Origin of the sequence: Rhodococcus sp. C-2 (genome assembly GCF_027854095.1) — a bacterium.
GTDB lineage: Bacteria > Actinomycetota > Actinomycetes > Mycobacteriales > Mycobacteriaceae > Rhodococcus_F > Rhodococcus_F qingshengii.
This window is the reverse complement of sequence record NZ_JAQGFI010000006.1, coordinates 351505-374585: the sequence shown is the minus strand read 5'-3', so window position 1 is coordinate 374585 and position 23081 is coordinate 351505. Positions and strand designations below refer to the sequence as shown.

The 23081-nt window shown below is 63.8% G+C and carries 24 protein-coding genes and 1 riboswitch; of the genes, 12 read left to right on the top strand and 12 right to left on the bottom strand.

Annotated elements, in window-relative coordinates; translation table 11 throughout:
* Positions 1 to 68 precede the first annotated feature (68 nt).
* Positions 69 to 2393, bottom strand: a complete 2325-nt coding sequence (locus PCS43_RS15665; RefSeq protein WP_209909656.1) for a helicase-associated domain-containing protein — start codon at positions 2391 to 2393, stop codon at positions 69 to 71.
* Between the two features lie 60 nt (positions 2394 to 2453).
* Between PCS43_RS15665 and PCS43_RS15660 the strand changes: the two genes are divergently transcribed.
* Complete coding sequence (locus PCS43_RS15660) at positions 2454 to 2642, top strand: hypothetical protein (protein WP_019744939.1); 189 nt, start codon at positions 2454 to 2456, stop codon at positions 2640 to 2642.
* Between the two features lie 83 nt (positions 2643 to 2725).
* Here PCS43_RS15660 and PCS43_RS15655 read toward each other — a convergent pair whose 3' ends face one another.
* Complete coding sequence (locus PCS43_RS15655; protein WP_003939675.1) at positions 2726 to 3289, bottom strand: transglycosylase family protein; 564 nt, start codon at positions 3287 to 3289, stop codon at positions 2726 to 2728.
* An 8-nt stretch (positions 3290 to 3297) separates the two neighbouring features.
* Positions 3298 to 3507: riboswitch (cyclic di-AMP (ydaO/yuaA leader) on the bottom strand.
* Between the two features lie 395 nt (positions 3508 to 3902).
* Between PCS43_RS15655 and PCS43_RS15650 the strand changes: the two genes are divergently transcribed.
* Positions 3903 to 5300, top strand: coding sequence for a YncE family protein (locus tag PCS43_RS15650; RefSeq protein WP_209909654.1), 1398 nt, complete (start codon positions 3903 to 3905; stop codon positions 5298 to 5300).
* Between the two features lie 94 nt (positions 5301 to 5394).
* Here the strand turns inward: PCS43_RS15650 and PCS43_RS15645 are convergent, their stop codons facing one another.
* Complete coding sequence (locus PCS43_RS15645) at positions 5395 to 5784, bottom strand: YccF domain-containing protein (RefSeq protein WP_003939919.1); 390 nt, start codon at positions 5782 to 5784, stop codon at positions 5395 to 5397.
* Between the two features lie 33 nt (positions 5785 to 5817).
* Positions 5818 to 6045, bottom strand: coding sequence for a hypothetical protein (locus PCS43_RS15640; protein WP_003940194.1), 228 nt, complete (start codon positions 6043 to 6045; stop codon positions 5818 to 5820).
* A 215-nt stretch (positions 6046 to 6260) separates the two neighbouring features.
* Here PCS43_RS15640 and PCS43_RS15635 point away from each other — a divergent pair, with 215 nt between their 5' ends.
* Positions 6261 to 6674, top strand: a complete 414-nt coding sequence (locus PCS43_RS15635) for a cold-shock protein (RefSeq protein WP_007733502.1) — start codon at positions 6261 to 6263, stop codon at positions 6672 to 6674.
* A gap of 88 nt (positions 6675 to 6762) precedes the next feature.
* On the opposite strand, the gene PCS43_RS15630 is transcribed toward PCS43_RS15635, so the two are convergent.
* The 3 genes from PCS43_RS15630 to PCS43_RS15620 form a co-directional block, all read right to left on the bottom strand.
* Positions 6763 to 7230, bottom strand: coding sequence for a DUF2771 domain-containing protein (locus tag PCS43_RS15630; RefSeq protein ID WP_223304425.1), 468 nt, complete (start codon positions 7228 to 7230; stop codon positions 6763 to 6765).
* Between the two features lie 26 nt (positions 7231 to 7256).
* Positions 7257 to 8951, bottom strand: coding sequence for an MFS transporter (locus PCS43_RS15625; RefSeq protein ID WP_223304424.1), 1695 nt, complete (start codon positions 8949 to 8951; stop codon positions 7257 to 7259).
* 69 nt (positions 8952 to 9020) lie between these two features.
* Positions 9021 to 9851 carry a glutaminyl-peptide cyclotransferase gene (locus tag PCS43_RS15620; protein WP_073512664.1) on the bottom strand — a complete coding sequence of 277 codons (831 nt, stop codon included), beginning with the start codon at positions 9849 to 9851 and terminating at the stop codon, positions 9021 to 9023.
* A 38-nt stretch (positions 9852 to 9889) separates the two neighbouring features.
* On the opposite strand from PCS43_RS15620, the gene PCS43_RS15615 reads away from it, so the two are divergent.
* The 3 genes from PCS43_RS15615 (at position 9890) to PCS43_RS15605 (ending at position 14010) form a co-directional block, all read left to right on the top strand.
* On the top strand, positions 9890 to 10711 hold the full coding sequence (locus tag PCS43_RS15615; RefSeq protein WP_030535360.1) for a DUF3027 domain-containing protein: 822 nt from the start codon (positions 9890 to 9892) through the stop codon (positions 10709 to 10711).
* Between the two features lie 68 nt (positions 10712 to 10779).
* On the top strand, positions 10780 to 13452 hold the full coding sequence (locus PCS43_RS15610) for a sacsin N-terminal ATP-binding-like domain-containing protein (protein WP_209911679.1): 2673 nt from the start codon (positions 10780 to 10782) through the stop codon (positions 13450 to 13452).
* Positions 13453 to 13458: 6 nt separating this feature from the next.
* Positions 13459 to 14010 carry a phosphatase PAP2 family protein gene (locus tag PCS43_RS15605; protein WP_030535362.1) on the top strand — a complete coding sequence of 184 codons (552 nt, stop codon included), beginning with the start codon at positions 13459 to 13461 and terminating at the stop codon, positions 14008 to 14010.
* Here PCS43_RS15605 and PCS43_RS15600 read toward each other — a convergent pair.
* Together PCS43_RS15600 and PCS43_RS15595 are read right to left on the bottom strand one after the other, a co-directional pair.
* Positions 14000 to 15040 carry an iron-siderophore ABC transporter substrate-binding protein gene (locus PCS43_RS15600; protein WP_058037819.1) on the bottom strand — a complete coding sequence of 347 codons (1041 nt, stop codon included), beginning with the start codon at positions 15038 to 15040 and terminating at the stop codon, positions 14000 to 14002. The two genes, PCS43_RS15605 and PCS43_RS15600, sit on opposite strands and share 11 nt — an antisense overlap.
* A gap of 90 nt (positions 15041 to 15130) precedes the next feature.
* Entirely contained in the window at positions 15131 to 15388 is a 258-nt protein-coding gene (locus tag PCS43_RS15595; protein WP_007733492.1) for a DUF2530 domain-containing protein, read from the bottom strand.
* Positions 15389 to 15490: 102 nt separating this feature from the next.
* Between PCS43_RS15595 and PCS43_RS15590 the strand changes: the two genes are divergently transcribed.
* From PCS43_RS15590 to PCS43_RS15580, 3 genes are all read left to right on the top strand, one after another.
* On the top strand, positions 15491 to 16945 hold the full coding sequence (locus PCS43_RS15590; RefSeq protein WP_003940242.1) for an NCS2 family permease: 1455 nt from the start codon (positions 15491 to 15493) through the stop codon (positions 16943 to 16945).
* A 65-nt stretch (positions 16946 to 17010) separates the two neighbouring features.
* Positions 17011 to 17442 (top strand): MarR family winged helix-turn-helix transcriptional regulator, encoded by a 432-nt coding sequence (locus tag PCS43_RS15585; protein ID WP_003939901.1) that lies wholly within the window; start codon positions 17011 to 17013, stop codon positions 17440 to 17442.
* Between the two features lie 104 nt (positions 17443 to 17546).
* Complete coding sequence (locus PCS43_RS15580; protein ID WP_007733487.1) at positions 17547 to 18854, top strand: MFS transporter; 1308 nt, start codon at positions 17547 to 17549, stop codon at positions 18852 to 18854.
* Here the strand turns inward: PCS43_RS15580 and PCS43_RS15575 are convergent.
* On the bottom strand, positions 18838 to 19386 hold the full coding sequence (locus PCS43_RS15575; RefSeq protein ID WP_003940103.1) for a hypothetical protein: 549 nt from the start codon (positions 19384 to 19386) through the stop codon (positions 18838 to 18840). The two genes, PCS43_RS15580 and PCS43_RS15575, sit on opposite strands and share 17 nt — an antisense overlap.
* A gap of 70 nt (positions 19387 to 19456) precedes the next feature.
* Here PCS43_RS15575 and PCS43_RS15570 point away from each other — a divergent pair, with 70 nt between their 5' ends.
* From PCS43_RS15570 to PCS43_RS15560, 3 genes are read left to right on the top strand one after another with little or no spacing between them, the layout of a single operon-like run.
* Positions 19457 to 20047 (top strand): TetR/AcrR family transcriptional regulator, encoded by a 591-nt coding sequence (locus tag PCS43_RS15570; RefSeq protein ID WP_037128521.1) that lies wholly within the window; start codon positions 19457 to 19459, stop codon positions 20045 to 20047.
* Positions 20048 to 20096: 49 nt separating this feature from the next.
* The gene (locus PCS43_RS15565) at positions 20097 to 20903 is read left to right on the top strand and encodes a TrmH family RNA methyltransferase (RefSeq protein ID WP_003939731.1); all 807 of its coding nucleotides are present in this window, start codon (positions 20097 to 20099) and stop codon (positions 20901 to 20903) included.
* Positions 20900 to 21160, top strand: a complete 261-nt coding sequence (locus tag PCS43_RS15560; protein ID WP_003940569.1) for a DUF2537 domain-containing protein — start codon at positions 20900 to 20902, stop codon at positions 21158 to 21160. Before PCS43_RS15565 ends, PCS43_RS15560 begins: the two co-directional genes overlap by 4 nt.
* Positions 21161 to 21180: 20 nt before the next feature.
* Here the strand turns inward: PCS43_RS15560 and PCS43_RS15555 are convergent, their stop codons facing one another.
* Entirely contained in the window at positions 21181 to 21966 is a 786-nt protein-coding gene (locus PCS43_RS15555) for a DUF6928 family protein (RefSeq protein WP_042451221.1), read from the bottom strand.
* 52 nt (positions 21967 to 22018) lie between these two features.
* A complete protein-coding gene (gene sepH, locus PCS43_RS15550; RefSeq protein WP_116057982.1) occupies positions 22019 to 22942 on the bottom strand; it encodes a septation protein SepH in 924 nt (307 codons plus the stop codon).
* Positions 22943 to 23081 lie beyond the last annotated feature (139 nt).

Here is a 23081-nt window from a genome sequence, read left to right as displayed (position 1 = left end):
AAGTGGCAATCACAAACTGACCTCGACCATACTTCATTTACAGAAAAAAGCCAGTTGCTTCTTTTTTGCTACTTTTTTCCGGAGTCGACGGGGCTGACGGAAGTAATTCGGTGCAACGTGAAACGGCGAACCGCGCCGCTCGCGGGGTCGAAGGCGTCCAGCTGTCCGCCGCCCACGCTGACGGGGTCGACGATGCGATGCGTCGCGACCCCCTGGGCGTCGACGTAGCCGATGTTGACGCTCGAATTGTCTCGGGCCGCCGTGGCCAGCAAGGCGATGGTGGCGGCGTTGTTCTCCCGTGAACCGTCCGTTCGCACTCCGCCGCGGCCGGGGGCGGAAGCACGGTCTCCGGCCCGCATCGTGCGGACCAACGACGCCAGCTGATCCGCCGACGGGCTCGCCGGCATCCTCGACGCCGGTCGGCTGCGACGGTTGGGTACACGTGCCCCACGTGGGCGGAGATCGACCAACGTGCCCGAAGAGTCCTCACCTGCCGGCGCGAATCCGGCGGCTCGCAGCTCGGTCAGGACTTCGCGGAGAGGGGCCTGCGAAATCGCGACGGTGGGAGCCAAGGCGCGCAGTGCCAACGGCTCGGCCACTGCGGATGCGAGGACCTCCGCCAGCAGTGACGCGTCCTCACATCGAATGAACGACGCCGCCACTCCGGCACGCAGTCGTCCGTGTCGACGGGCGACATCGTCGATCAAATACGAAAGTGATTGGGGGACAGGAGTCTTCGATTTCGAAGCGAACATCGCATGCAGTTCGGTGGCCGTCAGACCGGCGTCGAGCGCACGACGCACGCTGTCCTCGCTGATGCGGTACATGGACGCCGATCCGGCCGACTCGATGTCTGCGACCAGGCTCACCTGCTCGAGCAGGTCCGGTACCAGCGGGCCGGGCGCAACCAGAGTCAGATCCGCCTGGACCAGGATGTAGTCGATGGGCTCGGGTAGCGCGGACTGCATTTCGGCTTCGGCGTCCCCGCCGTGCAGCAAGGCTCGTCCAGGTGACGACAACGCGCCGCGGGCCACCAGCCCGAGAGCAGCGGCCTCGTCCAGAGTCCGCTCGATCGCGAACGTCCGTAGGCGCCCGCTCCATCGCGGGCGTCGCCACGCCAGCAGCCGACTTACCTCGACGGCCGATGCAGTCTGGCCGCTGTCGAGTTCGGAGAGCAGCCCCAGAATGGCCTGACGATCTCGCGGAGCCGCCGGAGCGCGGCCCTCCTCGGACAACGCCGCGATCGGCTTGTCGGTGGAATCCCTCAGCCCGATCATCCACGGAACTCGAGGTACGTCGACCCAGGCGGACGCCAGCACCTCCCACCGTCGCGCTGTGGATGCGTTCAGCCAGCCGTCGACCGCGAGCGTGGGCGTCCAGTATTCGTCCGCGTTGTCCGAGACCGGCGCCGGATCTGGTGTTCCACTGGCGATGAGTCCGGCTGCCGAGAGCAACTCGACAAGTAGGCTCACGCGCGCTTCGTCGAGATCGGCCGTCTTGGCCACGCGTCGTAGTTCTCGAACACCGAGCCCACCGGCTCGCAGTGCGGGGGCCGGCGCTGCGCCCAGAACAGCGATCACGTTCTCGCATTGGCGTACCAACTCGAGCGCCTCGCCGGCTGCTGCGGCGTTCACGTCCGCCGGCTTGAGTTTGTCGCCCCCGATGACGGGTGCGGTCAGCGTCGTCGGATCGAAAACCGGCTCGCCGCGGATGACCTGACGAACCGTCGCCGGAAGCTCGACGGTCTGCTCGTCGAGCCACCGCAGCAGGCCGGCCGCCAGCAGTCGTTGAACCGGGCGCTCAGGCGGCGTTCCGGGGGCAGCGTCGCGGGTGCGACCGATCGGGCTGGAGTTGGCGAGTGTCTCGAGGAGCTCCCGCTCGCGGGTGTCCAGAGCGTTGAGCGCAGCCGAGATCTCGGTCTCGGTCATCGCCTCGGCAGGTTCGAGGGCGCGCCCCACACGCCACGGAATCATCCCGATGACTGCTGGGACGACGCTGATGGGATCGACACCCCAGATGAGGGCGGACGCGCGCATCTTCGACAGAGACCTGTCGACGGCCTTCTTGGTGACCTTGCCCTTGCCGGTCAGGGCGCGTTCGGCGATCGCACTGTTGAGCTCCGCCCGCGTCATCGGAGTTTCCTCGGCGCCGGCCAGTGCCAACAATTCGAGAAGACCGAAATCGAGGGTGTCGAGTTCGTCTGCGGCTCGGCTGACCGACGCGCGTTGCTGTGCCCGACCGCTGAGAACCACCATCGTGCTCGGCGGCGGTACGGCCAGATCGGGGCGCAGACGCAACAACTCCGTCAACTCGGCGTCACTGCGCGCCGAGAGCCAATCGGTCAGACTTTCGGCTGCGGAACTGCCCGCCGGGGTGCCACGTGTTTCGGTCATCAGGTATCAGATTAGAGACCTGGTCTGTACGGCGTAACGGCGTCCTGTCAAAATGACTTCGTGGCCAACAATTCGAAGCAACACTATGTAGATCCAGGATGGCCGGAAACTGCAGACGGAGATCACGCAGTGACCGAATTGTCATCGACCCGCGCAGGTGGACTTTCACCCTTCGGCGAGGACACCACCTTTCCGGTTCCGGTGGAGTCACTTCCTTACGTACACCCGCACACCGTCATCAACCGATAACAACTCGACACGAAGAAGGCCCGCACCGAATCGGTGCGGGCCTTCTTGATGTTCGAGCGTCCGAGCGGACAGTCTTGCCGGTGTTACTTGAGGAACGACTTCGCGGTGTCGGCGACTGCGAGGATCTGCGGGTCGACCGGGATGCCGTTGGCCTCGGCGAATGCGATTGCCTGATCGATGGCGTCGGCGACCGGGTGTGCAACGGTCTGTGCGACCTGCTGCGCCGGAGCCGGAGCTGCCTGAGGAGCCGTCGTGGCCGGAGCGGAACGCTCGGTGGCGCCGCTGCTCAGCCCGAGGCTGGAGGAGCAGGACGGCCATGCGCCCCAACCCTGGTTTGCGAGAACACGCTCGGCAACAACGATCTGCTGCTCGCGAGTGGCCTGGTTTGCGGTGGCTGCGTACTGTCCGCCGCCGTGTGCGTTCCACGTGCTGGGGGAGAACTGCAGTCCGCCCTGGTAACCGTTGCCTGTGTTGATGGCCCAGTTTCCGCCGGCCTCACACTGGGCGAGACGATCCCAGTCGGAGTCGGGGGCAGCGTTTGCGGTTCCGGTGGCTGCAATTCCTGCTACGCCCATGATGGCGCCGGTGACGGCGACCTTGGCGACAGTGCGGCCGGTGGTGGTGGGCTTGCGATGGCGTCCGCTCATGATGGTCGAAATCCTCTCCACACGCGCCTGCGAGGTCAGCTGTCGGGTTCGGGCTGAGAGGTCGCCCGGCCTCGCCTTTCCTGGCTGGAAAGGGTCTGGCTTCACCCCAAGATTCGGTCTTGCGATCGAACCGGTGTCCACTGGAGAACTTTTCTGTTCTCACAGAGGACTTTGGGTCCCCCGTCCTCGTCCCTGGAATGCTCTGTCGGAAGTCCGGTACCCGCGGGACAAGGCTTGGCGCGGCGGGCCGGAGGTGGCCGAGTTTCCCGGCCGAAAACGACGGTAACGGCTCGAGTCGCTCGTGTCACCATTTGATAACGCGGCGTGGCGAAAGACGTACAACGCGTCACACAAAGCGCAGGAGACTCTTCCCAGGTAGGTGGGGGTGCCCGAGTGAATGTCCGGTTGTGTCCGTTCCGTTATCCATCCGTAATGTGAGCAAGGTCACACGTTATGCGGAAATAGAATTTCGGGCGATTGAGAGGTGCGTCGATCCGGACCCAAGGTTGTGGCCCGTGTCTCAACATCGACTTTGGAACTTAGGTTAGGTTTGCCTGACTTGCCTCGCTTGGGCAGGTTTCGCAGAGTCTTCCAAAGAAGTAGGGCACCCCTCATGAAACTGCAATACCGTCGGCGTGCGGTCACCGCGTCACTCGCCGTTGCCGCTGCTGCTGTCGGCCTGGCCGTCACTGCTCCCGCTGCACACGCCTCACCCGAGGATCCGACACACGGTGTTGTCGGAAGCTATTCCGCAACCCAGCCCGGCGACATCGTCGTCGACGCGGCAACCCACCGCGGATACATCACGCAGTACGGCGGACCGACCAGCTCGTTGTCCGTCGTCGACACGAACACCGGCAAGTCCGTCGGCGCCATCGACGGCGTCGTCGGTTACCCGTCGGCACTTGCCGTCGACTCGGGCCTCGGACGCGCATACGTGTCCTCCTCCTACGGCGGCGCGATCTCGATTGTCGACACGAAGACCGGGAAGGTCGAAAAGACGGTCACGCTGAGCGAGAAGAACCCCGACGGCTCGCGTCCGCAGATCAACGATGTCGTCGTCGATCCCACAACACACCGCGCGTACTTCTCGGACTACAAGTCCGGCAACATCCGAGTCGTCGACCCCAACGCCGCCGACGCCGTGTCGAGCATTCTGGTCCACAAGTCGGCAACGCCGACCAAGCTCGCCTTCGACAGTGTCCGCGGCTTCCTCTACATCGCGGACACCAACTTCTTCGACGAGAATTACGGCCGCACGCTGTGGCAGGCGGACGTACGCAAGGGCGGAGCACTCAAGTCGATCGTGCGTGCCGACAACCTCTACCCGGTCGACGTCGATGTCGACACGAACACCGGCAACATCTACATGACCGACACCCGGGCAACCAACCTGTGGGCGATCACCCCGGCCGGCGCGATTCTGTCGAAGACCACGCTGTCTCCGACCGCGATTCCCAACGGCGTGGTCGTCGACGCTGCGGCAGGCATTGCATATGTCGCGGACGTCATGAACGGACACCTGTGGTCGGTCGATCTGACGACCCGCGCCACCACCGCTCTGACCGATACCAAGGTTCCGGCACTGGAGAAGGTCAAAAACCTCGCGCTCGACACCTCGACCGGCGCCATCGCGTCGACGACCAACGGGGGCAAGGTGACAGTCGTTGCTGCGTACCCGCTACCCGCGACCGTCGAATTGCCTGCCGCTCAGGTAGGTAAGGCGTATTCGCAGAAGCTCACTGCCGCCGATGCGCGCGCAACCTTTGCACTCACCAGTGGCACTCTGCCCGGCGGACTGTCCCTCGCACAGGACGGCACCATCTCGGGTACCCCCACCGCTGTCGGCAGCGTCACCGTCGAGATCACTGCGAAGAGCGTGCTTTCGCGTGCTTCGAGCGTGACCATCGTGGTCTCCGAGGGGCCGGTCGGCCCCGTCGATCCGGGCAACCCGGGAACGGGAACCGGTTCGCTCGGTAACCTCCCCGGACTCGGTAGCCTCGGCCGCTGATACGACCTGATACCAGAGAACCCGACCACAGCAACTGCTGTGGTCGGGTTCTTCGGTCCGCGGGCCCGCTATGCGTAATCGACGCGGTCCACGACTATGCGTAATTCACCCGGTCCACGTCGACGATCTCCTTGCCGAGCGGCATCAGCGAGATCGGAATCATCTTCAGGTTCGCGACCGCGAGCGGAATTCCGATGATCGTGATCGCCATCGCGACGGCGGTGACGATGTGTCCGATCGCCAACCAGATACCGGCGATGATCACCCAGATGACATTGCCGATCATCGAACCGACACCAGCGGTCGGCTTGTCGACGACGGTCTTACCGAACGGCCACAGTGCGTAGATGCCGATGCGGAATGCCGCGATTCCGAAGGGAATCGTGATGATGAGGATGCAGCAGATGATGCCTGCGGCGAAGTAACCCAACGCCAGCCAGAAGCCGCCGAAGACCAGCCAGATCACGTTCAGGAGGATTCTCATGGTCAGTGACCTTTCGGTTGGAGGCGGGAGTGATCAGCGCACGCGTCGACCGGATCTGAGCGTGTAGACGATGGCCAGGAGGAAGCCGATCGGGCACGCGAGTGCTACCAGGTACAACGCCAGGCCGGGTGGGGTGTCGCTGAAGATATGGACTGCGAAGATGGCCACGATCGCCAGGAATCCGACGATGAACAGTGCCATCGCCGTACGGAACAGACCGTTTCCGGTGCCGGAAGTGCGCGGGTTCGGTTGAGGGTCCACACCTACGAGGATAGTGCCTGTAAACCTGGGTGCCGACCCGGGTTCGTCACAGGTAGACTGTTAACAGACTGCGCGCCCCGCTGAAGCAAGTGTGGGGCGCGTTCTTTTGCATTCTTCCACCGGAAGCGATGCGAGCAAGGCCATGAGGCTCTTCCGAGAGCCTCCCGAGCACATTGGGGCAGACGCCCCAGTCGAGTGATGAGCAGGTGAACGCGGTGCCGACCGGCAAGGTGAAGTGGTACGACGTCGAAAAGGGTTTCGGCTTTCTGTCGCAGGAAGAGGGCGAGGACGTCTACGTCCGTGCTTCCGCTCTCCCCGAGGGCGTCGAAGGCTTGAAGGCCGGCCAGCGCGTCGAGTTCGGAATGGCTGCGGGCCGCCGCGGTCCGCAGGCACTGAGCCTGAAGGTACTCGAGCCGGCGCCGTCGTTGCGCGGCGCGACGGCGACGCGTCGTGAGCCCGTCGAGCGTAAGCACACCCCTGATCAGTTGCACGGCATGGTCGAGGACATGATCACGTTGCTCGAGGCGAAGGTCCAGCCGGATCTGCGCAACGGCAAGTACCCGGACCGTAAGACCGCTCAGCGGATCTCCGAGGTCGTCCGGGCCGTCGCTCGCGAGCTCGACACCTGATCGCTCGATACGAGCTGCCGTACACGGCTTCGAAACAAAATGCCCTGCACACCAATCGGTGTGCAGGGCATTTTCGACGTTCCGGGGATCAAGCGGTCTTGATCGACCAGATCAGCAGTCCCTGTTCGCTTCCCTCACCGACGGCGAGGTGGATTTCGACGCCGACCAGTTGCTTGACGGGATCGCTCGAAGACTCGACCGTCACTGCCAGGGCCTCGCCGGGCTCGAAGACTCGGGGCTCACCGGTCTGGTTGCCGTCGGCATCCTCGTAGACGGCGAGCAGTGCCCACTGCGCATCCGAGACGTCCGTCGACAACGACAGCTGCAGCGGGTAGCCCGCTGGAACGTCGAGTGCGTAGATGTCGCCCACCTGGGCGCACTGGGACAGGTCGATGGTGCAGAAACCGGCAGGGTTCGTTTCGATCGTCTTGCCGTGTGCGTATGCAGTGATGACCGGCAGCTTGTCGGGGTCGTCGTTGATGTTCTTGATGATCACGAAAAGAACGGAGACGTAAGCAACCAGTGCCACCACCATCAGGACACTGATCGCTGCCACGATCTTCTTTGTTCTCGAGCGCATCATCACTGCGGAGTACTTCCTTGTCCTCGGTTGGATTTACCGGTGTAAATCACTTCGGTCACTTCTTGTTCGGCCAGATCGGGTCGCTTCCCGCCGAGGCCGGGCAGGAGGCTGCTTCCTCGGTAGCTCAGGAAGGTCTGCAGAAGCCCGATCGTCAGGAACACCGATACAACAGTGAACCCGATCCAGTATTCGGTCGGAAGCAGAACCCCCAATGCGCCGCCGAGTACCCAGCTCAGCTGCAGAACCGTCTCGGATCTACCGAATCCGGACGCGATCGATTCCTCGGGCAGGTCGTGCTGGAGTGACGCGTCGAGTGAGACCTTGGCGAGCGCGCTGGCGGCCGATGCGATGAGCGTGGCAAGCGCGGCCGTCATGAGGTTGTCCGTCAGAGCTGCGATCACCGCGATGATCCACACCGACGCAGTACACCGGAGCACGATCAAGGCAGGCCGGCCGAGCTTGAGGCGCGCACCCGTGGCATTTCCGGCGAAGTTACCCAGACCGGCTGCTGCGCCGACCAGGCCGAGCATCATGGCCTGCTGGAGCGGCTCGTGATCGGTGCGTGATTTGGCGACGAACGCGATGTAGAGCGTCAGGAAGCCGGTGAGCACGCGAATGGTGCCGTTGCCCCAGAGTCCGATGATCACGGCGCGTCCGAGAGGCTGACGGACCTTGGCAGGTTTGGCGTCCGGCTGCGGTGGGGCGCTGCCGGCGTGATGCGCTTCGTCCGGGTGGTAGGTGATGGTCGCGGGAACCTCACCCTCGGTGACCTCGACCCACGACGGGATTCGCATGCTCAGATATGCGCCGAATACGGTGACGGCGACCGCGAACCACAAGGCGCCGGTGGAACCGAAAGCCAGCGCGAGCGCACCTGCGACAGCGCCGGCCCCGATCGTTCCACCGATCAGCCCGAAGACCGTCAGACGCGAATTCACGCGCACCAGGTCTATTTCCGGTGGTAGGACGCGTGGTGTCACTGCGCTCTTGAGCACCGAGAACGATTTACTGAGCACCATCATGCCGAGCGCGGCCGGATAGAGGATCCAACTGTCGAAGTTGAAGACCAGGATCACCGCGAGGAGCGTCCGGATTCCGAACGACGACGCGAGTGCGATGCGGCGTCCGCGCTGCAACCGGTCGAGCATGGGGCCGATGAGCGGTGCGATGACCGCGAACGGTGCGATCGTGATCAGGAGATAGAGCGCGACCTTGGTCTTGTCCTCGCCCGTCGCGGCCGAGAAGAACAGCGTGTTGGCCAGAGCGACGGAGATCGCCGCGTCGGTCGCGTTGTTCGTCATCACCGCGTAGGTGAGAGCGGTCAGACCGGACTTGTCCGCGCCGTCGGCCTTCGCCGCGCGCTGGAAGGTCGCGATGCCCTTGTTCGTCAGTTCGCGGCTGCGCATCGCTGCGACGCGAGTGACGGTGAGCTTGCGAGGCATCGGTGGAGCCTTGGGAGCGTCCGCCCCCGGCGTCTTCGAACCGGCCGCGGATTCGGAGTCTCCCCGCGATTCGGGAATCGGATGCAGCGGTGGCAAAGGCGTGCGACGGGCAGCGGGACGGGCCGAAGGTGGGTAATTGTCCGGGCGGGCCGCGGGTGGGTAATTGTCGTAACCGGGGTGCACCTGTTGCCCCTCCGGCTCGTCGTGGATTCGCCGAGTTTCGGGGTCGTAGGGTTCGCGCGGTCCGGTCACCACTCAATTCTGTCCTAGTGTCGGCGCGGCTACCACGCACACCCCTGCGAGTCCTGTGTCATGTCGGACTCAGTTAACAAAACGGACTTCGAACATCTGCGGCCAATACTTGCCGGTGAGCAGGAATCGGTCGGTACCGGGAATCTGCGCGATGCCGTTGAGAACGTCGACGGTGCTGGTCGATCCGTCCGCGACGAGTTCTTCGCGTAGCGGCGAAGCGTCGTACACGTTCGTGACGCTGCCGTCCGACGGGTCGATTCGGACGACGGTGTCCGTGGTCCAGACATTGGCGTAGACGGAGCCGTCTTCGGCGCATTCCAATTCGTTCAGCTTGCCGACGGACTCCGAAGATCTGGTGACGTCGACGGTCGAGATCGGCGCAAAGGTTTCGGGATCGCGAAAGGTCAACGTGGCCGAACCGTCGCTCGAGACAATCCGATCCCCGAGCGAACAGATTCCCCATCCCTCGGTGTCGAGTGGGAACCGCCCCCGTTCGGTCAAGGTGTCCTTGTCACGGGCGATGGCAACGCCGTCTTTCCAGGTGAGTTGCCACAGTGTGTCTCCGGCGACCGTGATGCCCTCACCGAACAACGGCGGGTCGAGATCGGCACGCGCAACTTCCGGTCCCGAAGCGGGGGACTGCTCGTCGGAGATCTCGCTCGAGCGCACCCAGGACTGCCCGACGCGTCCGGTGCTTTCGTACAACCGGTTTCCGTCGATCTCGAGGCCCTGCGTGAACGCGTCGGGATCGTGCGCGGACACTCGAACGATCTCGACGGAGCCGGTTTCGGACGTGAGGTTGTCGGGAGCGCCGGGGGAATCGGAGCACCCCGCCAAGGCCGAGGCGATCACGGCGACCACTGCAAAAGTGCGCACGGAATTGGCGTGTGACCTACTCATCTGCCCAGCATGGCAGCCCAGTGCGTTGCGGACTTGCGGTGGTGCGGCAAACTGGAGGAGTGAGTGTTGCTACTTCTCCAGAGCGTGCAGTGCCGCGCCCAGTACTGGCCGATGCGGTCGAGCTTGCCCGAAAGGCAGTCGTCGACCTGCATGAAGGCGGTGTGGGGGCATACCTCGGCGTGACGTCGGAGGACGAATTTGCCGCCACCCATCGATTTGCAGCAGACATTCCGGGATACCGCGGTTGGCAGTGGGCGGTTGTCGTCGCTGCCGGACCGGAGGACACCCACGCCACGATCAGTGAGTTGGCGCTGTTGCCGGGTCCCGACGCGTTGGTTGCGCCGGAATGGCTGCCATGGGATCAGCGGATTCGTCCCGGCGATCTGTCCGTCGGTGACCTACTCGCCCCGCCGGCCGAGGATCCTCGCCTCGTTCCCGGCTACGTCGCCACCGGTGACCCGGAAGTCGACGAGGTAGCTCTCGAAATCGGGCTCGGCCGCAAACAGGTCATGAGCCGCGAGGGCCGACTCGATGCCGCGCAGCGTTGGTTCGACGGTGACTTCGGCCCGGAGTCGGAGATGGCGAAGGCCGCGCCGTCGACGTGTGGACTGTGTGGATTCTTCCTTCCACTCGCCGGTTCGCTGCACGCAGCGTTCGGTGTGTGCGGAAACGAACTCTCCGCAGACGGCCGTGTGGTCAGCGTGTCCTACGGTTGTGGCGCGCACTCGGACACCAGCCTGCCGCTCGGTGCGGGCTCGCCGCAGTTCGACGCATTCGACGACGGGGCCGTCGAGCTGATTGCGGTGCCCGCTCGCCCGTCGAGCGCTGTTGCAGTTGAGGATTCGGTATCCACCGAGTAGAAGATCCGTTCGGTACGGACGCACTCCGCGAGGTGACGCTGCGCGCGTGGTCGGAATCTCCGACGCGATTGCGTGAAGACGCGGCTGCGGAATCCGACCTCGCAAAGGCCGGGTACCGCGACCGTCTGCTCACCGAACTGGCGCAGAACGCTGCCGATGCAGCTGCACGCGAGGGCGTCCAGGGCTCTTTGTGGGTGGATGTGGACGGTCGGACGCTGACGGTGGCGAACACGGGCCGTCCACTGGACGAATCCGGTGTACATGTGCTGACCGCGCTGCGCGCGTCGAACAAGGTCGACGCCGACGAAGGTGTGACGGGACGGTTCGGCGTCGGATTCTCGGCGGTTCTCTCGGTCAGTGACGAGGTGGAACTGCGCTCGTCGACGGGATCGATTCGATTCTCTGCCTCGCACACTCTGCGCGAGATCGAGTCTCGCGAACTCCCGGTGCCGGAAACCGGTGTCCCCGTACTTCGTTTGGTGTGGCCGTCTGGCGAATTGCCGAGCGATGGTGCTGATTCGGAAGTGGTGCTGACGCTTCGGCCGGACGTCGATGCCGCGGCGCTGCTTTCGCAGATGACACGTGAGGCAGTCGACCTGCTGCTCGAACTCCCGGCTCTCGGATCAATTCGTCTGGGTGAGAAGACTTTTCGGCGATCGGAACGGGTGCTGGATTCCGGCCTCGTCGAGATCGCGATCGGTGATCGCACGTGGTGGCAGTACACCGCGCCGAACGCGCGATGGTTGGTGCCGGTCCGCGACGGGGTCGTCGAGCCGGTCGCAGACGACGTCCTGCGGGCGCCGACGCGATCCGACGAGGAACTGTCGATCCCCGCGATCATCATTGCCGACATTGCAATGCAACCCGATCGGCGACGCCTCATGCCCGCTGCACCGATCGCTCCGCTTGCCGAGGGGTACGCGAAGTTCCTTGCTGCACTACCTCCTCGGCAGCGAACGGCACTCGTTCCGATCCCTGCCTTTGCCCGCAGTGAAACGGATTCGCTTCTGCGCGAAGCGCTTCTGAAGGAGCTGCAGGAAAACGAGTGGCTTCCGGTGGTCGGTGAGCCCGACCGCGCGCCGCAGCGAGCGTCCGTGGTGCCCGGGCTCAGTGATGACCTTGCCGAGTTGCTCACCGACATCATCGGTGGCCTGGTTGTCCCCGAGCTCTCCGGCCCCAAGCACGAGCGAGCGCTCGCGGCGGTGTCGACACACCGCATCGGGCTCGCGCGCATCGCCGAACTGCTCAGCGGTTCGGAACGTGAACCCAAGTGGTGGAATCGCCTCTATTCGGCTCTCGAGCCTCTGGTGATCGACACTCTTGCGGTGGAAGAGCTTGGAACACTGCCGGTTCCGCTCTCCGATGGACGGACGGTGACCGGGCCGCGGACCGTCGTCGTCGGCGTCGAACTGGGCGAAGACGCGCCGTCGGTGGAGTGGACGAGGTTGGTTCATCCCGTCGCGGTTCACCCGTTGCTGTCTCGATTGGGAGCGCAGACCGCGAGTGCCACCGACCTGCTGTCCGATCCGGCGCTGCGCGCATTGATCGAAGATGCTGCGGACCAAGATGATTCGGTAGCGACGGAGTTGGCGCAAGTGGTGCTCGGATTGGCGGCCCACGTGGCGCCAGGGGCGCTGCCGTCGTGGATCGGTGAAGTGCTGCTTCCTGATTCGGAAGGCGAATTGCGGTCCGCCGACCAACTTCTGCTTCCGGGAGCTCCCCTTGCAAGCGTCCTGGTCGAGGATTCTCCCTTCGGCATCGTCGACGCTGATTTTGTTCAGCGGGTGGGGGAGCAGGCGCTACGGGTAGTCGGTGTCGGGTGGGGTTTCACGGTGGTCCGTGAGGAATTGCCGTCCGGCCCCGATCACGATCTCGACGCCGAAGACGCATGGTGGGACACCCTCGACGAGGACCCCGAATACATCGAAGCCGTGCGCGATCTCGATCTCGTGGACGAAGACCGCTGGCCGCAGGCGTTGTCGCTGCTGGTCGAGTCGCCGGCGACGCGGGCGCTGCTCACCGACCGTCGTGGATACACGGCGTGGTGGTTGCGTTCGAATGCCGAACTCGGCGGTGAGGTGCTGGGCTTGCTGCGCGCTCCGGGCGATCGCACCTTCGAGGGATTGCTCGATGCTGCCGAACACCCCGACGCCGGATTCTTCTCCGGATTGCTGGCATCGGATACCGTCGACGATCCGGAACTGGCTCAGCTGCTGCTCGATCGGCTTGCCGACCCACTACGGATGCCGGCCTCCGCCGTCGTCGCGCGGACGCACCGACTACTGGGGGAGGCAGCGCAGCGACGGGTTCTCGACCTGGAGGAACTGCACCTGCCGCCGTTCGTGCGAGGCCTTTCCGGTGATCTGGTCGATCCCGGCGACGCCCTTGTTCTCGACCGACCGTGGCTGGGAGCGGCACTGCCTGCACAACGAGTGGTGCTCGGCAGCTTCGAGACGGCCGACGCACTGGCAGATCTGCTCGACGTCGCGACGGCGTCTGCATCCGTTCACGGACGAGTGAGCAGCACCGGCGTCGTGACGACTTGGGCGAACGAACCGCAGGCAGTTCTCGGCTTCGCAGCCCTCGGCCGTGAGGTACCCAGCGGCGAGGTAGTGATCCATCACGAACTGACGGTGGAACTGACGGGGGCGGTCGAGACGACGGTGATCGTGCCGTGGTGGGTGGACTCGGACGGCGTTCATCACGTGATGCGTACGTGGACTCTGCCGCAAGGAATGTGAGGGCAGATGTCTTTTGATCAGTGGGTACTCGACAGCGCAGTGAGTCAGCGGACGGCGTGGCTCGTAGACGTCGTCGACGTCATCACCGACAGCGGCGGAACCCTCGCGTCGTGGCTGATCGCGACGCTGCTCACGATCGTGCTTCTGGTTCGGGGACTGCGTACCGAAGCTCTGCTGATCGCCGGATCGATGTTGACCGGTCTGCTCGTGATGAGCGGATTGAAGCGCATCTTCACGCGAACCCGCCCACCCGTTCCGGAGCGATTGATCGAAATCGATTCGTATTCGTTCCCGTCGGGCCACGCGATGATGAGCGCGATACTCGCGACTTCGGTTGCCGCCGTGATCCTTCGTCTTGCCTTGCCGAGGCTCGCGAAGATGGCAATGCTCGCGAGCCTCGGCCTGTACACGATCGCCGTCGGATTCTCCCGCGTCTACCTGGCTGCCCATTGGATGACCGATGTACTGGCAGGTTGGGCGTTCGGGATGATGTGGGCCGGCGTGTGGATCTGGGGAACCGCGCAGATCAGAAAGCGCCGGGCGCTGGTTACTTCGTGAGCTCGGCGAGTAGTTGGCTCGTGGCCCACGGCAAGCTCAGTGCCGAGCTTGCGGTCAAGGCCGCACCGACCTGCGGAGCCTGATCGTCGTTGACGTAGACGACGCGATTGTCCTTGACCACGTCGAGTTGCTGGAAGCCAGGGTTGTTTCGGACCGCCTGTGCGGCATCGGGATTGCCGATGACAACGAGACGGTCCACGTCGAGAAGATCCAGTCGTTCGGTGGAGATCGGCGCGTAGAACTCACCGTTCATCAAGGCCTCGACCGCGGGAGCAGGTTTGAATCCGAGACTGCCGAGAACCCGTCCGCGGGCGTCCTCGGAGGAGAAGGCGTAGAACTCCGGGGTCGCGTCGACGCTGATGATCACCGCGGTCTGGTCTGCAAATTCCGGGTGAGCGCTTCTGGCGTCGGCGAACTGCTTGTCGATATCGGCGACCAACTTCTCGCCGTCGGCTTCGCGACCCACTGCCTTCGCTGCGGTCTTCGTCGTGATCTGCCACGGAGTTGCGTAGTCGCCGTAGGCCGGATCCTTCGCGACGGTCGGGGCGATCGCGGAAAGTGTGCTGTACAGGTCTTTGTCGATGCTCGAGTAGAGCGCGAGGATCAGGTCGGGCTCGAGCGCAGCGATCTTTTCGACGCTGATCGTGGTTTCGGGATTGCTGCCGACGACGGTCGGTTCGGTTCCGCCCCAAGGACCGGTGACCCATGGCCACGTGCGGTTGACGTCCGGTTCGCCCGGGTACTGGTTGACCATTCCGACGGGCTTGATGCCCAGAGCCAACAGAGCCTGCTCGTCGTTGTAACCGACGGTGACGATCCGTTGTGGTTCGGAATCGATCGTGGTGCTGCCGAAAGCGTGATCGATCGTGACGGGGAAGGCGCCACCACCGGAACTCGACGGACTACTTGCTGCGTCGTCGTTCGAACTGCAGGAGACGAGTGCTGTGCCGACCAGGGCGACCACAGCAACGGATGTCAGTCTCGTCCAACGTCCTCGGCTTTTCCAACGATTTCGGTGGGAGATCTTCACGGCTACGTGGTTCCTTTCAGCATTGACAAGCTAAGACCGACACTGGAGTATAGGGTAGGCTTACCATACTGAAAGGGTGAATCGACCTGCTCAGTCGACCAGACCGGCGCCCTGCTGTGCGCCCTTGTCACCGCGCACAGCTGCGCGTCGTTGAATGGAGAACAGAGCGAAGCCGAGGAAGCCGACTCCGATACCCGCGTAACAGATCGGGAGTGCATCCGACCAACGATCGCCGCTCACCGCGACCACGATCGTGGCGATCACCCACAACGCGGTGCCGATGATCAGTGCCGGCGCGGGTGCGGACAATTTGCCGATCAGGCCTGTTGTGTTGCGAGTCTCCGTCACAAAATTAACGCTACCCGTACCCCGGTGGCCTACTCTCCCTAGTGCGACCGGCTTCATGTGCGCCGGCACACGGCGACCTACAGCGATGGGGAAAGAACAAACATGGCGGCACCCGGCAAGATCCTCGACACCTATTTCAAGATCAGCGAACGAGGGTCGACGATCTCGACCGAGATTCGCGGCGGTGTCGTCACCTTCGTGGCGATGGCCTACATCGTGGTCCTCAACCCCCTGATCCTCGGAAGTTTCTCGGCTGACGACGCTGCAGCGAAGACCGACGTTCTCGGCAACATCCTTCCGGTCAACCAGGTGGCGGCGGTCACCGCTCTGGTTGCGGGCCTGATGAGCATCGTCTTCGGTGTCGTTGCCAACTATCCGTTTGCCATCGCCGCGGGTCTCGGCATCAACAGCCTGCTCGCCGTCACAATCGCACCTCAGGTCACCTGGCCCGAGGCGATGGGCCTGGTGGTCATCGACGGTGTGATCATCGTTCTGTTGGCACTCACCGGTTTCCGAACTGCGGTGTTCAATGCGATTCCCTCGGCATTGAAATCCGCGATCGCGGCCGGTATCGGCATGTTCATCGCCTTCATCGGACTGGTCGACGCCGGATTCGTCCGCCGTATCCCCGATGCCGCCGGTACGACGGTTCCCGTCGGACTCGGAATCAACGGCTCGATCGCTTCGTGGCCGACCGTGGTGTTCATCTTCGGTGTGCTGCTCATGGGTGTTCTGGTCGTGCGCAAGGTTCGTGGTGGACTGCTGATCGGCATCGTCGTCACGACGATCCTCGCCGCGATCATCGAGGCAGTTGCCGACGTCGGACCCTCGCTCGGAACCAACCCCAAGGGCTGGAACCTCAGCATCCCCGCGATTCCGGAGATGCTCGGTGGTATGCCTGATCTGAGCCTGGTCGGCGACGTCAGCATCTTCGGCGCATTCACCCGCATCGGTGTTCTGGCCGCCAGCCTGCTTGTCTTCACTCTCGTGCTCGCGAATTTCTTCGACGCCATGGGCACGATGACGGGTCTCGGTAAGGAAGCCGGCCTGACCGACAAGGACGGAAACCTCCCCAACGTCGGTCGCGCGCTTGTCGTCGAAGGCGCGGGCGCGATCGTCGGCGGTGGCGCTTCGGCGTCGTCGAACACCGTGTTCGTGGAATCCGCGTCGGGTATTGCCGAAGGCGCCCGCACGGGCCTGGCAAACGTCGTGACCGGACTGCTCTTCCTCGTAGCGATGTTCCTGACGCCGCTCTACTCCGTCGTGCCGATCGAGGCAGCTGCGCCTGCCCTCGTCGTCGTCGGTGCGCTGATGATCGGGCAGGTCCGAGACATCGATTTCACCAAGTTCTCGGTTGCTCTCCCGGCGTTCCTGACCATGATCGTCATGCCGTTCACCTACTCGATCGCCAACGGCATCGGCGTCGGCTTCATTTCATGGGTGGTCCTGCACGCTGCCAGCGGTGGTATCAAGAAGATCCACCCGTTGCTCTGGATCGTGGCGGCACTTTTTGTGGCCTACTTCACTGTCGGACCCATTACCGACGCCCTTACGTGAAATCAGGGTTGACCGGTATTCGATTACGTGAGCTACCGGCCAGCTCTTGACGTATTGTCTGACGCGTGACCACCGAAACTCGTGCGCTGGCCAGCGATCTTTCCCTGGCTGTAGTGCGTCTCACCAGGCATCTGCGCGGCCGCAGAGTCGACGCTCAGGTATCGCTGACGCAACTGTCCGCCTTGGCGAGCCTGGATCAGTACGGCCCGATGACTCCTGGCGTACTCGCAGCACGTGAGAAAGTGCAGCCGCCGTCGATGACGCGCGTTGTTGCTTCTCTCGCCGAGCTCGGTCTGGTCGAGCGCTCGCCGCATCCCACGGACGGTCGTCAGATCATCGTGAATCTGTCCGACGCCGGGCAGGCGTTGCTCGCGGACGAAACCCATGCGCGTGAGGCGTGGATGAACGAGCAGCTGGCCGGGCTGGGTGGCGAAGAACTCGCGACGCTGCGCGGTGCCGTCGAGATCATCACCGAGATGGTCAACAAGACGGAGTAGCTCCGTGAGTTAGAGGTCGCGTAGCTCCGCTACCTAGAGGTCGTTGCCCAAACGAATTACTCGAGGGGCAAGATAGTGGGGTGCCCCGAGACCCCGATTCCGGCATGTTTGCCGCGCTCCACAACCGCAACTACCGCCTTTGGGCTTCCGGACAGATCGTTTCTCTGGTCGGCACGTGGATGCAACGCATCGCCCAGGACTGGCTGGTACTGACGCTCTCGGACGGCAATGCGCTGGCGGTGGGCATCGTCATGGCCTTGCAGTTCGGCCCGACGCTGTTCTTGTCGGTGTGGGGTGGGGTGCTTGCCGATCGGTACGACAAGCGTCGGATCCTGATCTTCACGCAGTGGGCGAGTGCGGTATGCGCGCTGGTGTTGGGTCTGCTGGACGTCGGTGGGCTCGTCGCGTTGTGGCATGTCTTCCTGATTGCCTTTGCCCTCGGCTGTGTCTCGGCGCTCGACGCACCCGTGCGTCAATCGTTCACCATCGAAATGGTGGGCAAGGAACACCTGTCCAACGCCATCGCGCTCAACTCCATGACGTTCAACACGGCCCGCATCGTCGGTCCGGCCATCTCGGGTGTGCTGATCAACCTGATCGGAACAGGGTGGGTGTTCCTGCTCAACGTCGCGACATTCGGTGGGGTGCTCATCGCGCTCTACCTGATGAACAAGAAGGAGTTGATCCCGTCGGAACCGGCCCCGCGCACCAAGGGGCAGGTGCGCGACGGGTTCCGATATGTATGGGGCCGCAAGGACCTTCGCGTGATAATGGTGTCGGTCTTCATGGTCTCGACCTTCGGCCTGAACTTCGCGATCAGCCTGGCGGTGATGGCGCGCAACACGTTCGGCCTCGAGGCCGACGGTTACGGATTGCTGTCCACGACGCTCGCCGTGGGCACCCTTGCCGGCGCTGCGTACGCCGCAAGACGGAAGGAAGCGCCGCGGTTGCGGACGTTCCTCGGTGCCGCCGTGGCTTTCGGTGTGTTCGAGGTCGCGGTGGGATTGATGCCCACCTACGCGTTGGTGGCGCTGATGTTGATCCCCACGGGCGCACTGACGTTGACGTTCACGACGTCCGCGATGAACATCCTGCAGATGTCGGTGCCTTCCGAGATGCGCGGGCGGGTGATGGGTATCTACATGCTCAGTTTCCTCGGTGGCACACCGCTAGGAAGCCCGTTGCTGGGTTGGCTCGCCGACTCCGTGGACCCACGTGCGCCCTTGATCGTGGGCGGAGTGATCTCGCTCGTCTCGGGCACTGTGGCCGGGGTGTACCTGCTACGCAGCGAAGGGCTGAAACTTCGTCTTGCGCGACCCGAAGATGGTGGCAGGCTGCCGGTTTTCGTCCTGCGTCCGGTGATCGTATGCGACGCGACCGAACAGGCAGTCGAGGCTAGCCGCGCGCCGTGACCTTCTCACGCTTGGGAAACACCGTGTAGCTCAGGGCGATTGCTCCCCAGATTGCGAGTACCACTGTCAGCTTGCTGATCCATCCGTCGAGGGCTCCAGTACGGGTGGGGTCGTCGACGAGGAAGATGGCCGCGCCGAGAAGTCCGCACGCGACGGCCCAGGCGATCGCGGCTTTGCCGAACTCGCGCCATTCGCGCAGTGCTCGCGCACTCCCGTACTTGGGTGGTGCGACGGGAGCCGGGCCGCCGGCGAATCGGTAGGCGAACCTGGCGTCGGCCCAGGAGATGAGGCTGTGTCCGAACGCGACGGAGAATCCGATGTAGGCCGCGGCAAGCCCATGGGTGAAGTTCGCCTCGCCACCGCCACGAAGATCGAGGGCTGTGGCGACGAGCAGTACGACATCCACCAGGGGCGCGCAGATGAGCAGTGCGGCGCCCAGCGTTTTGCGGCGCAGTAGATAGCGGGCCGCGAGACCTGCGGCGATGAACACCCAGAACATGATTTCGCACGCGATGATCAAGTGGACGATCATGACATCAGCTCATTTCTAGTACGACTGTGTTAGTGATTGAAAACTAGCACAGCTGTGTTAGTTTTGTGAAGTGGTGAAACGTAGCAGTCCGGATGAGCGGCGTGAAGAGATCGCCGAGGCCGTGTGGCGTGTGATCCGTCGAGACGGTGTGGCGAGCGCCAGCGTCCGGGCGGTCGCGGACGAGGCGAAGATGTCGACGGGGTCGCTACGGCACTTCTTCGCGACGCAGTCCGAACTCTTGCTGTTCGCGATGACGCTCGTGACCGTCCGGGTGGAGGAAAGGATTGCCGGCATCGACTTCGATCCCGACATCCGCCGCGCGATCCGTCAGTTCACCGATCAGTTCGTTCCCCTCGACCAAGATCGGCGTGAAGAAATGCAGGTTTGGGAGGCCTTTGCTGCTGCCGCCCAGACCGATTCGGCGTTGACGGCGGTGCGTGACGAGACAGACCGGACCTTGTTCGAGCACTTTCGTTCGTTCGTGGAAGCGGCGCATCGAGCGGGTTTTCTACGGCCGGGTGCCTCGGTCGACATCGAGGCGATGAGATTGCATGCGCTCGCCGACGGGCTCGCGTCGCACGGCGTCGACAATCCCGAGCGAACCAATCCAGAGGTGATCAGCCAGGTGCTCGACGCGCATTTTGTCACGCTGTTGCGCTAGGTCGGGAGTAGTGGTGGGGGGCTCGCGGTGCGTACGGCACGATAGACCCGTGGTTCACGTCATCGACATCTCAGATCCCGCCGATCCCCGGCTGGATGACTTTCGCGATCTCAACTCTTCGGATCGGCGCCCCGACCTGCCGGAGGGCAAGGGGCTGGTCATCGCCGAGGGAGTGTTCGTCACTCAGCGACTGCTGACTTCGCGGTTCGAGCCGATCAGTCTTCTAGGCGTCGAACGACGGCTCCTGGAGCTCGCTGACGATCTCGACGGTGTGGACGTGCCGTTCTACCGTACGAGCGCCGAAGTGATGGCCGAGGTCGTCGGATTTCACCTCAACCGCGGCGTCCTCGCTGCAGCAGCACGCCCGGCACCGCTCGCGGTCTCGGACGTGTTGAAGGACGCGAAGACCGTCGTGGTCCTCGAAGGCGTCAACGATCACGAGAATCTCGGCTCGATGTTCCGCAACGCGGCGGGGCTCGGTGTCGATGCAGTTCTGTTCGGGAAGGGTTGTGCCGACCCGCTGTACCGGCGGTCGGTCCGTGTGTCGATGGGGCACGTGCTGCGAGTGCCCTTCGCGCATGTGGCAAAGTGGCCACACGACTTGGATGAGCTGCGTGGCAACGGTTTTCAGCTCATTTCCTTGACTCCGAATCCGGAAGCGGTCACTTTGGCCGAAGCGATGACCGGGGAGAAGGTAGCGCTACTGCTGGGCGCCGAGGGGCCAGGTTTGACCGAACATGCGATGCGGGCCACCGATATTCGTGCCAAGATACCCATGGCGCCCGGCACCGACTCGCTCAACGTCGCGACCGCAGCGGCGATGGCCTTCTACGAACGTGTCAGGACCGGCCGGTGACTCAGGACCGCACGCCCTGGTTCACCGGAATCGCGGTGTCGGTGTTCGCAGCCATGCTCTCGACCAGTGCCGTCGCGGCGTTCTGTGTCGCGCTGGGCAACGTGAACGTGCTCCTGGCGGTTGTCGTCAATGTCATTGCGGTAGGCGGACTTGCGCCGACCGTCTGGCGCTGGCGAGCCGTCCCCGTCTGGCGATGGGTGGTCTACGGCGCGGTAGTCGGCGTACCGCTCGGGTGGATCGCAGCGATAGCCGCGTGAACCTGTGAGGCTGCTCGGCGCTACTTGAAGCCGAAGTACCGAGCGAGGCGGCCGCGCGGCTTGGCCACCGGTGCGTCGTGGATCGGCGGCATGTTTTCGGGCATGGGTACCTCTGTCGGCGCCTGCTCGGGCATCGGCGCGGGGGCTGGGGGTGCAGGTTTGGGTGCCTCGCCGGGTCGGTGAATCTTGAAGCCCCACAGGAGAATCTGCGTTGTGTCGAGTTCGTGTTCTCGCGGCGCGCCGGTGTATCGAAATCCCAGCCACTCGAGGTTGGCGGACTCCGCGAACTGTTGCGGGTGGAACGGAAGTGACTGCGGATCAGGCAGGATCCCGGGCGGGTAACGCAGGGGATGGTTGCCGGCCCAGAATTCCAGTTCCCAGGTCTGTGGGATCCCCAGATTTTCGACGATGTCGATCGGGATGGCACTGAACGAGCGTCGTAGCTCGCCGTCCTCCCACAGTGCAAACGAACCCTGCGCGGTTTCGGGGACGGAGCTGATCAACAGCGTGGAGCCACCCTCTGCCGAAAGGTGCCAGGAATCAGGCAGTTTCGAGGGGACGAAGGTGCTGAGTTCGGAGCTGCAGACGACACTCACTCGGCCGTACGCGCCGACGAAGACGTAGCCGGGGCTCACCGTCGCGGCCATCGACAGCGGCTGAGGCCCGAGCGACTCGAACTCCTTGTCCGGGTACAGCGACATGGCGATTTTCAGGGCCTCGGTCTGATCCGGCTGTGGGTACCTGCTCAATTCGGTGCGAGCGTCTGCGCCGCCCAGAAACCAGATCGTCGATACCCGTGCAGCCACCGGCAGCCCTCTCTCCTCAGCCTCGCTCGAAAGAAGAATACTTTCCTTCGGGTCAGCGACCGCTGCTGCGGACCCCGAGGAGTACGTCGTCCCACGAGGGAAGAGCAGGCCGTCCGCGCTTGTCCTTGGTCTGCGTCTGCTGCGGAGCGGTTTTCGGGGTCACATCCGTTGCGGGTTCGGGAACCTCTTCGGTGACGACGGTTTCCGGCTCGACAGCAATCGGTTCGGGCGCCACGATCCGTTCCGCCACCACCGTCCGCTCGGGGACTGCTGTCCGCTCGGAAACTGCTGCGGGCTCGGGCTCGATCTCCGCCACCGGTTCGACGTCGAATCGGGACAGTTCGAGCTGCTGCGGCTCGTTCGAGACCACCGGTACCAGGCCGCGGAGCGGGCGACCGAAGTCGGGATCGATCAAGTCGAATGCCGCGTCGTCGAGTGCGACGATCGTTCCGCCGTGCGCGTCTGGCTGGTAGCGCCAGTGCGCGGCGTTGGTGGTGCGGCCGGCCTGCCACTGCAACTGCGCGACCCACTGATTGTCCTCGTCGCGCCAGGCATCCCAGGTGGCCTCGTCGATACTGTGGCCGCGGGCGCGGAATGCGTGGGTCACGATTTCGGAGAGGGTGGGAACTGTCGGACCGTTGTCGCGCACCGGGTGTCCGCCCTGCGCCATTTCCGCGGCGCGGGAGCGCTCGAGCAGAACGGGGTACGCAAAGCGCTCGACCTTGCTGATGGGGATCTTCGCTTCTTCGGCGACCTGCTCTACGGAAGCACCGGAACGAATGCGCGCCTGAATTTCGCGGGGACGGAGTTGGCTTTCCATTTCGATCTCAATCTGGCCGAGTCGAGCCACGTCTCCGCGGGAAGCTGCACGAAGTTTGTCATCGGCGGGAAGCCGGAATTTCTGGCCGGTTTCAGCATCTGCGCACACCACATGCGATCCATCGGGTTCAAGTCCGATCACTCGAAGCTCTCGCACATTGACCTCCTTATCGCGCCGGCTCGCGACTTTGCGCCGCGCTCAACTGTAATTCATTCGTGACCATGGACTCGGCAGGACACGCAGGGCGAGATGACCTCGGATCCGCCCACCGGTGTGGTAGCTCACAAGGCCTGGC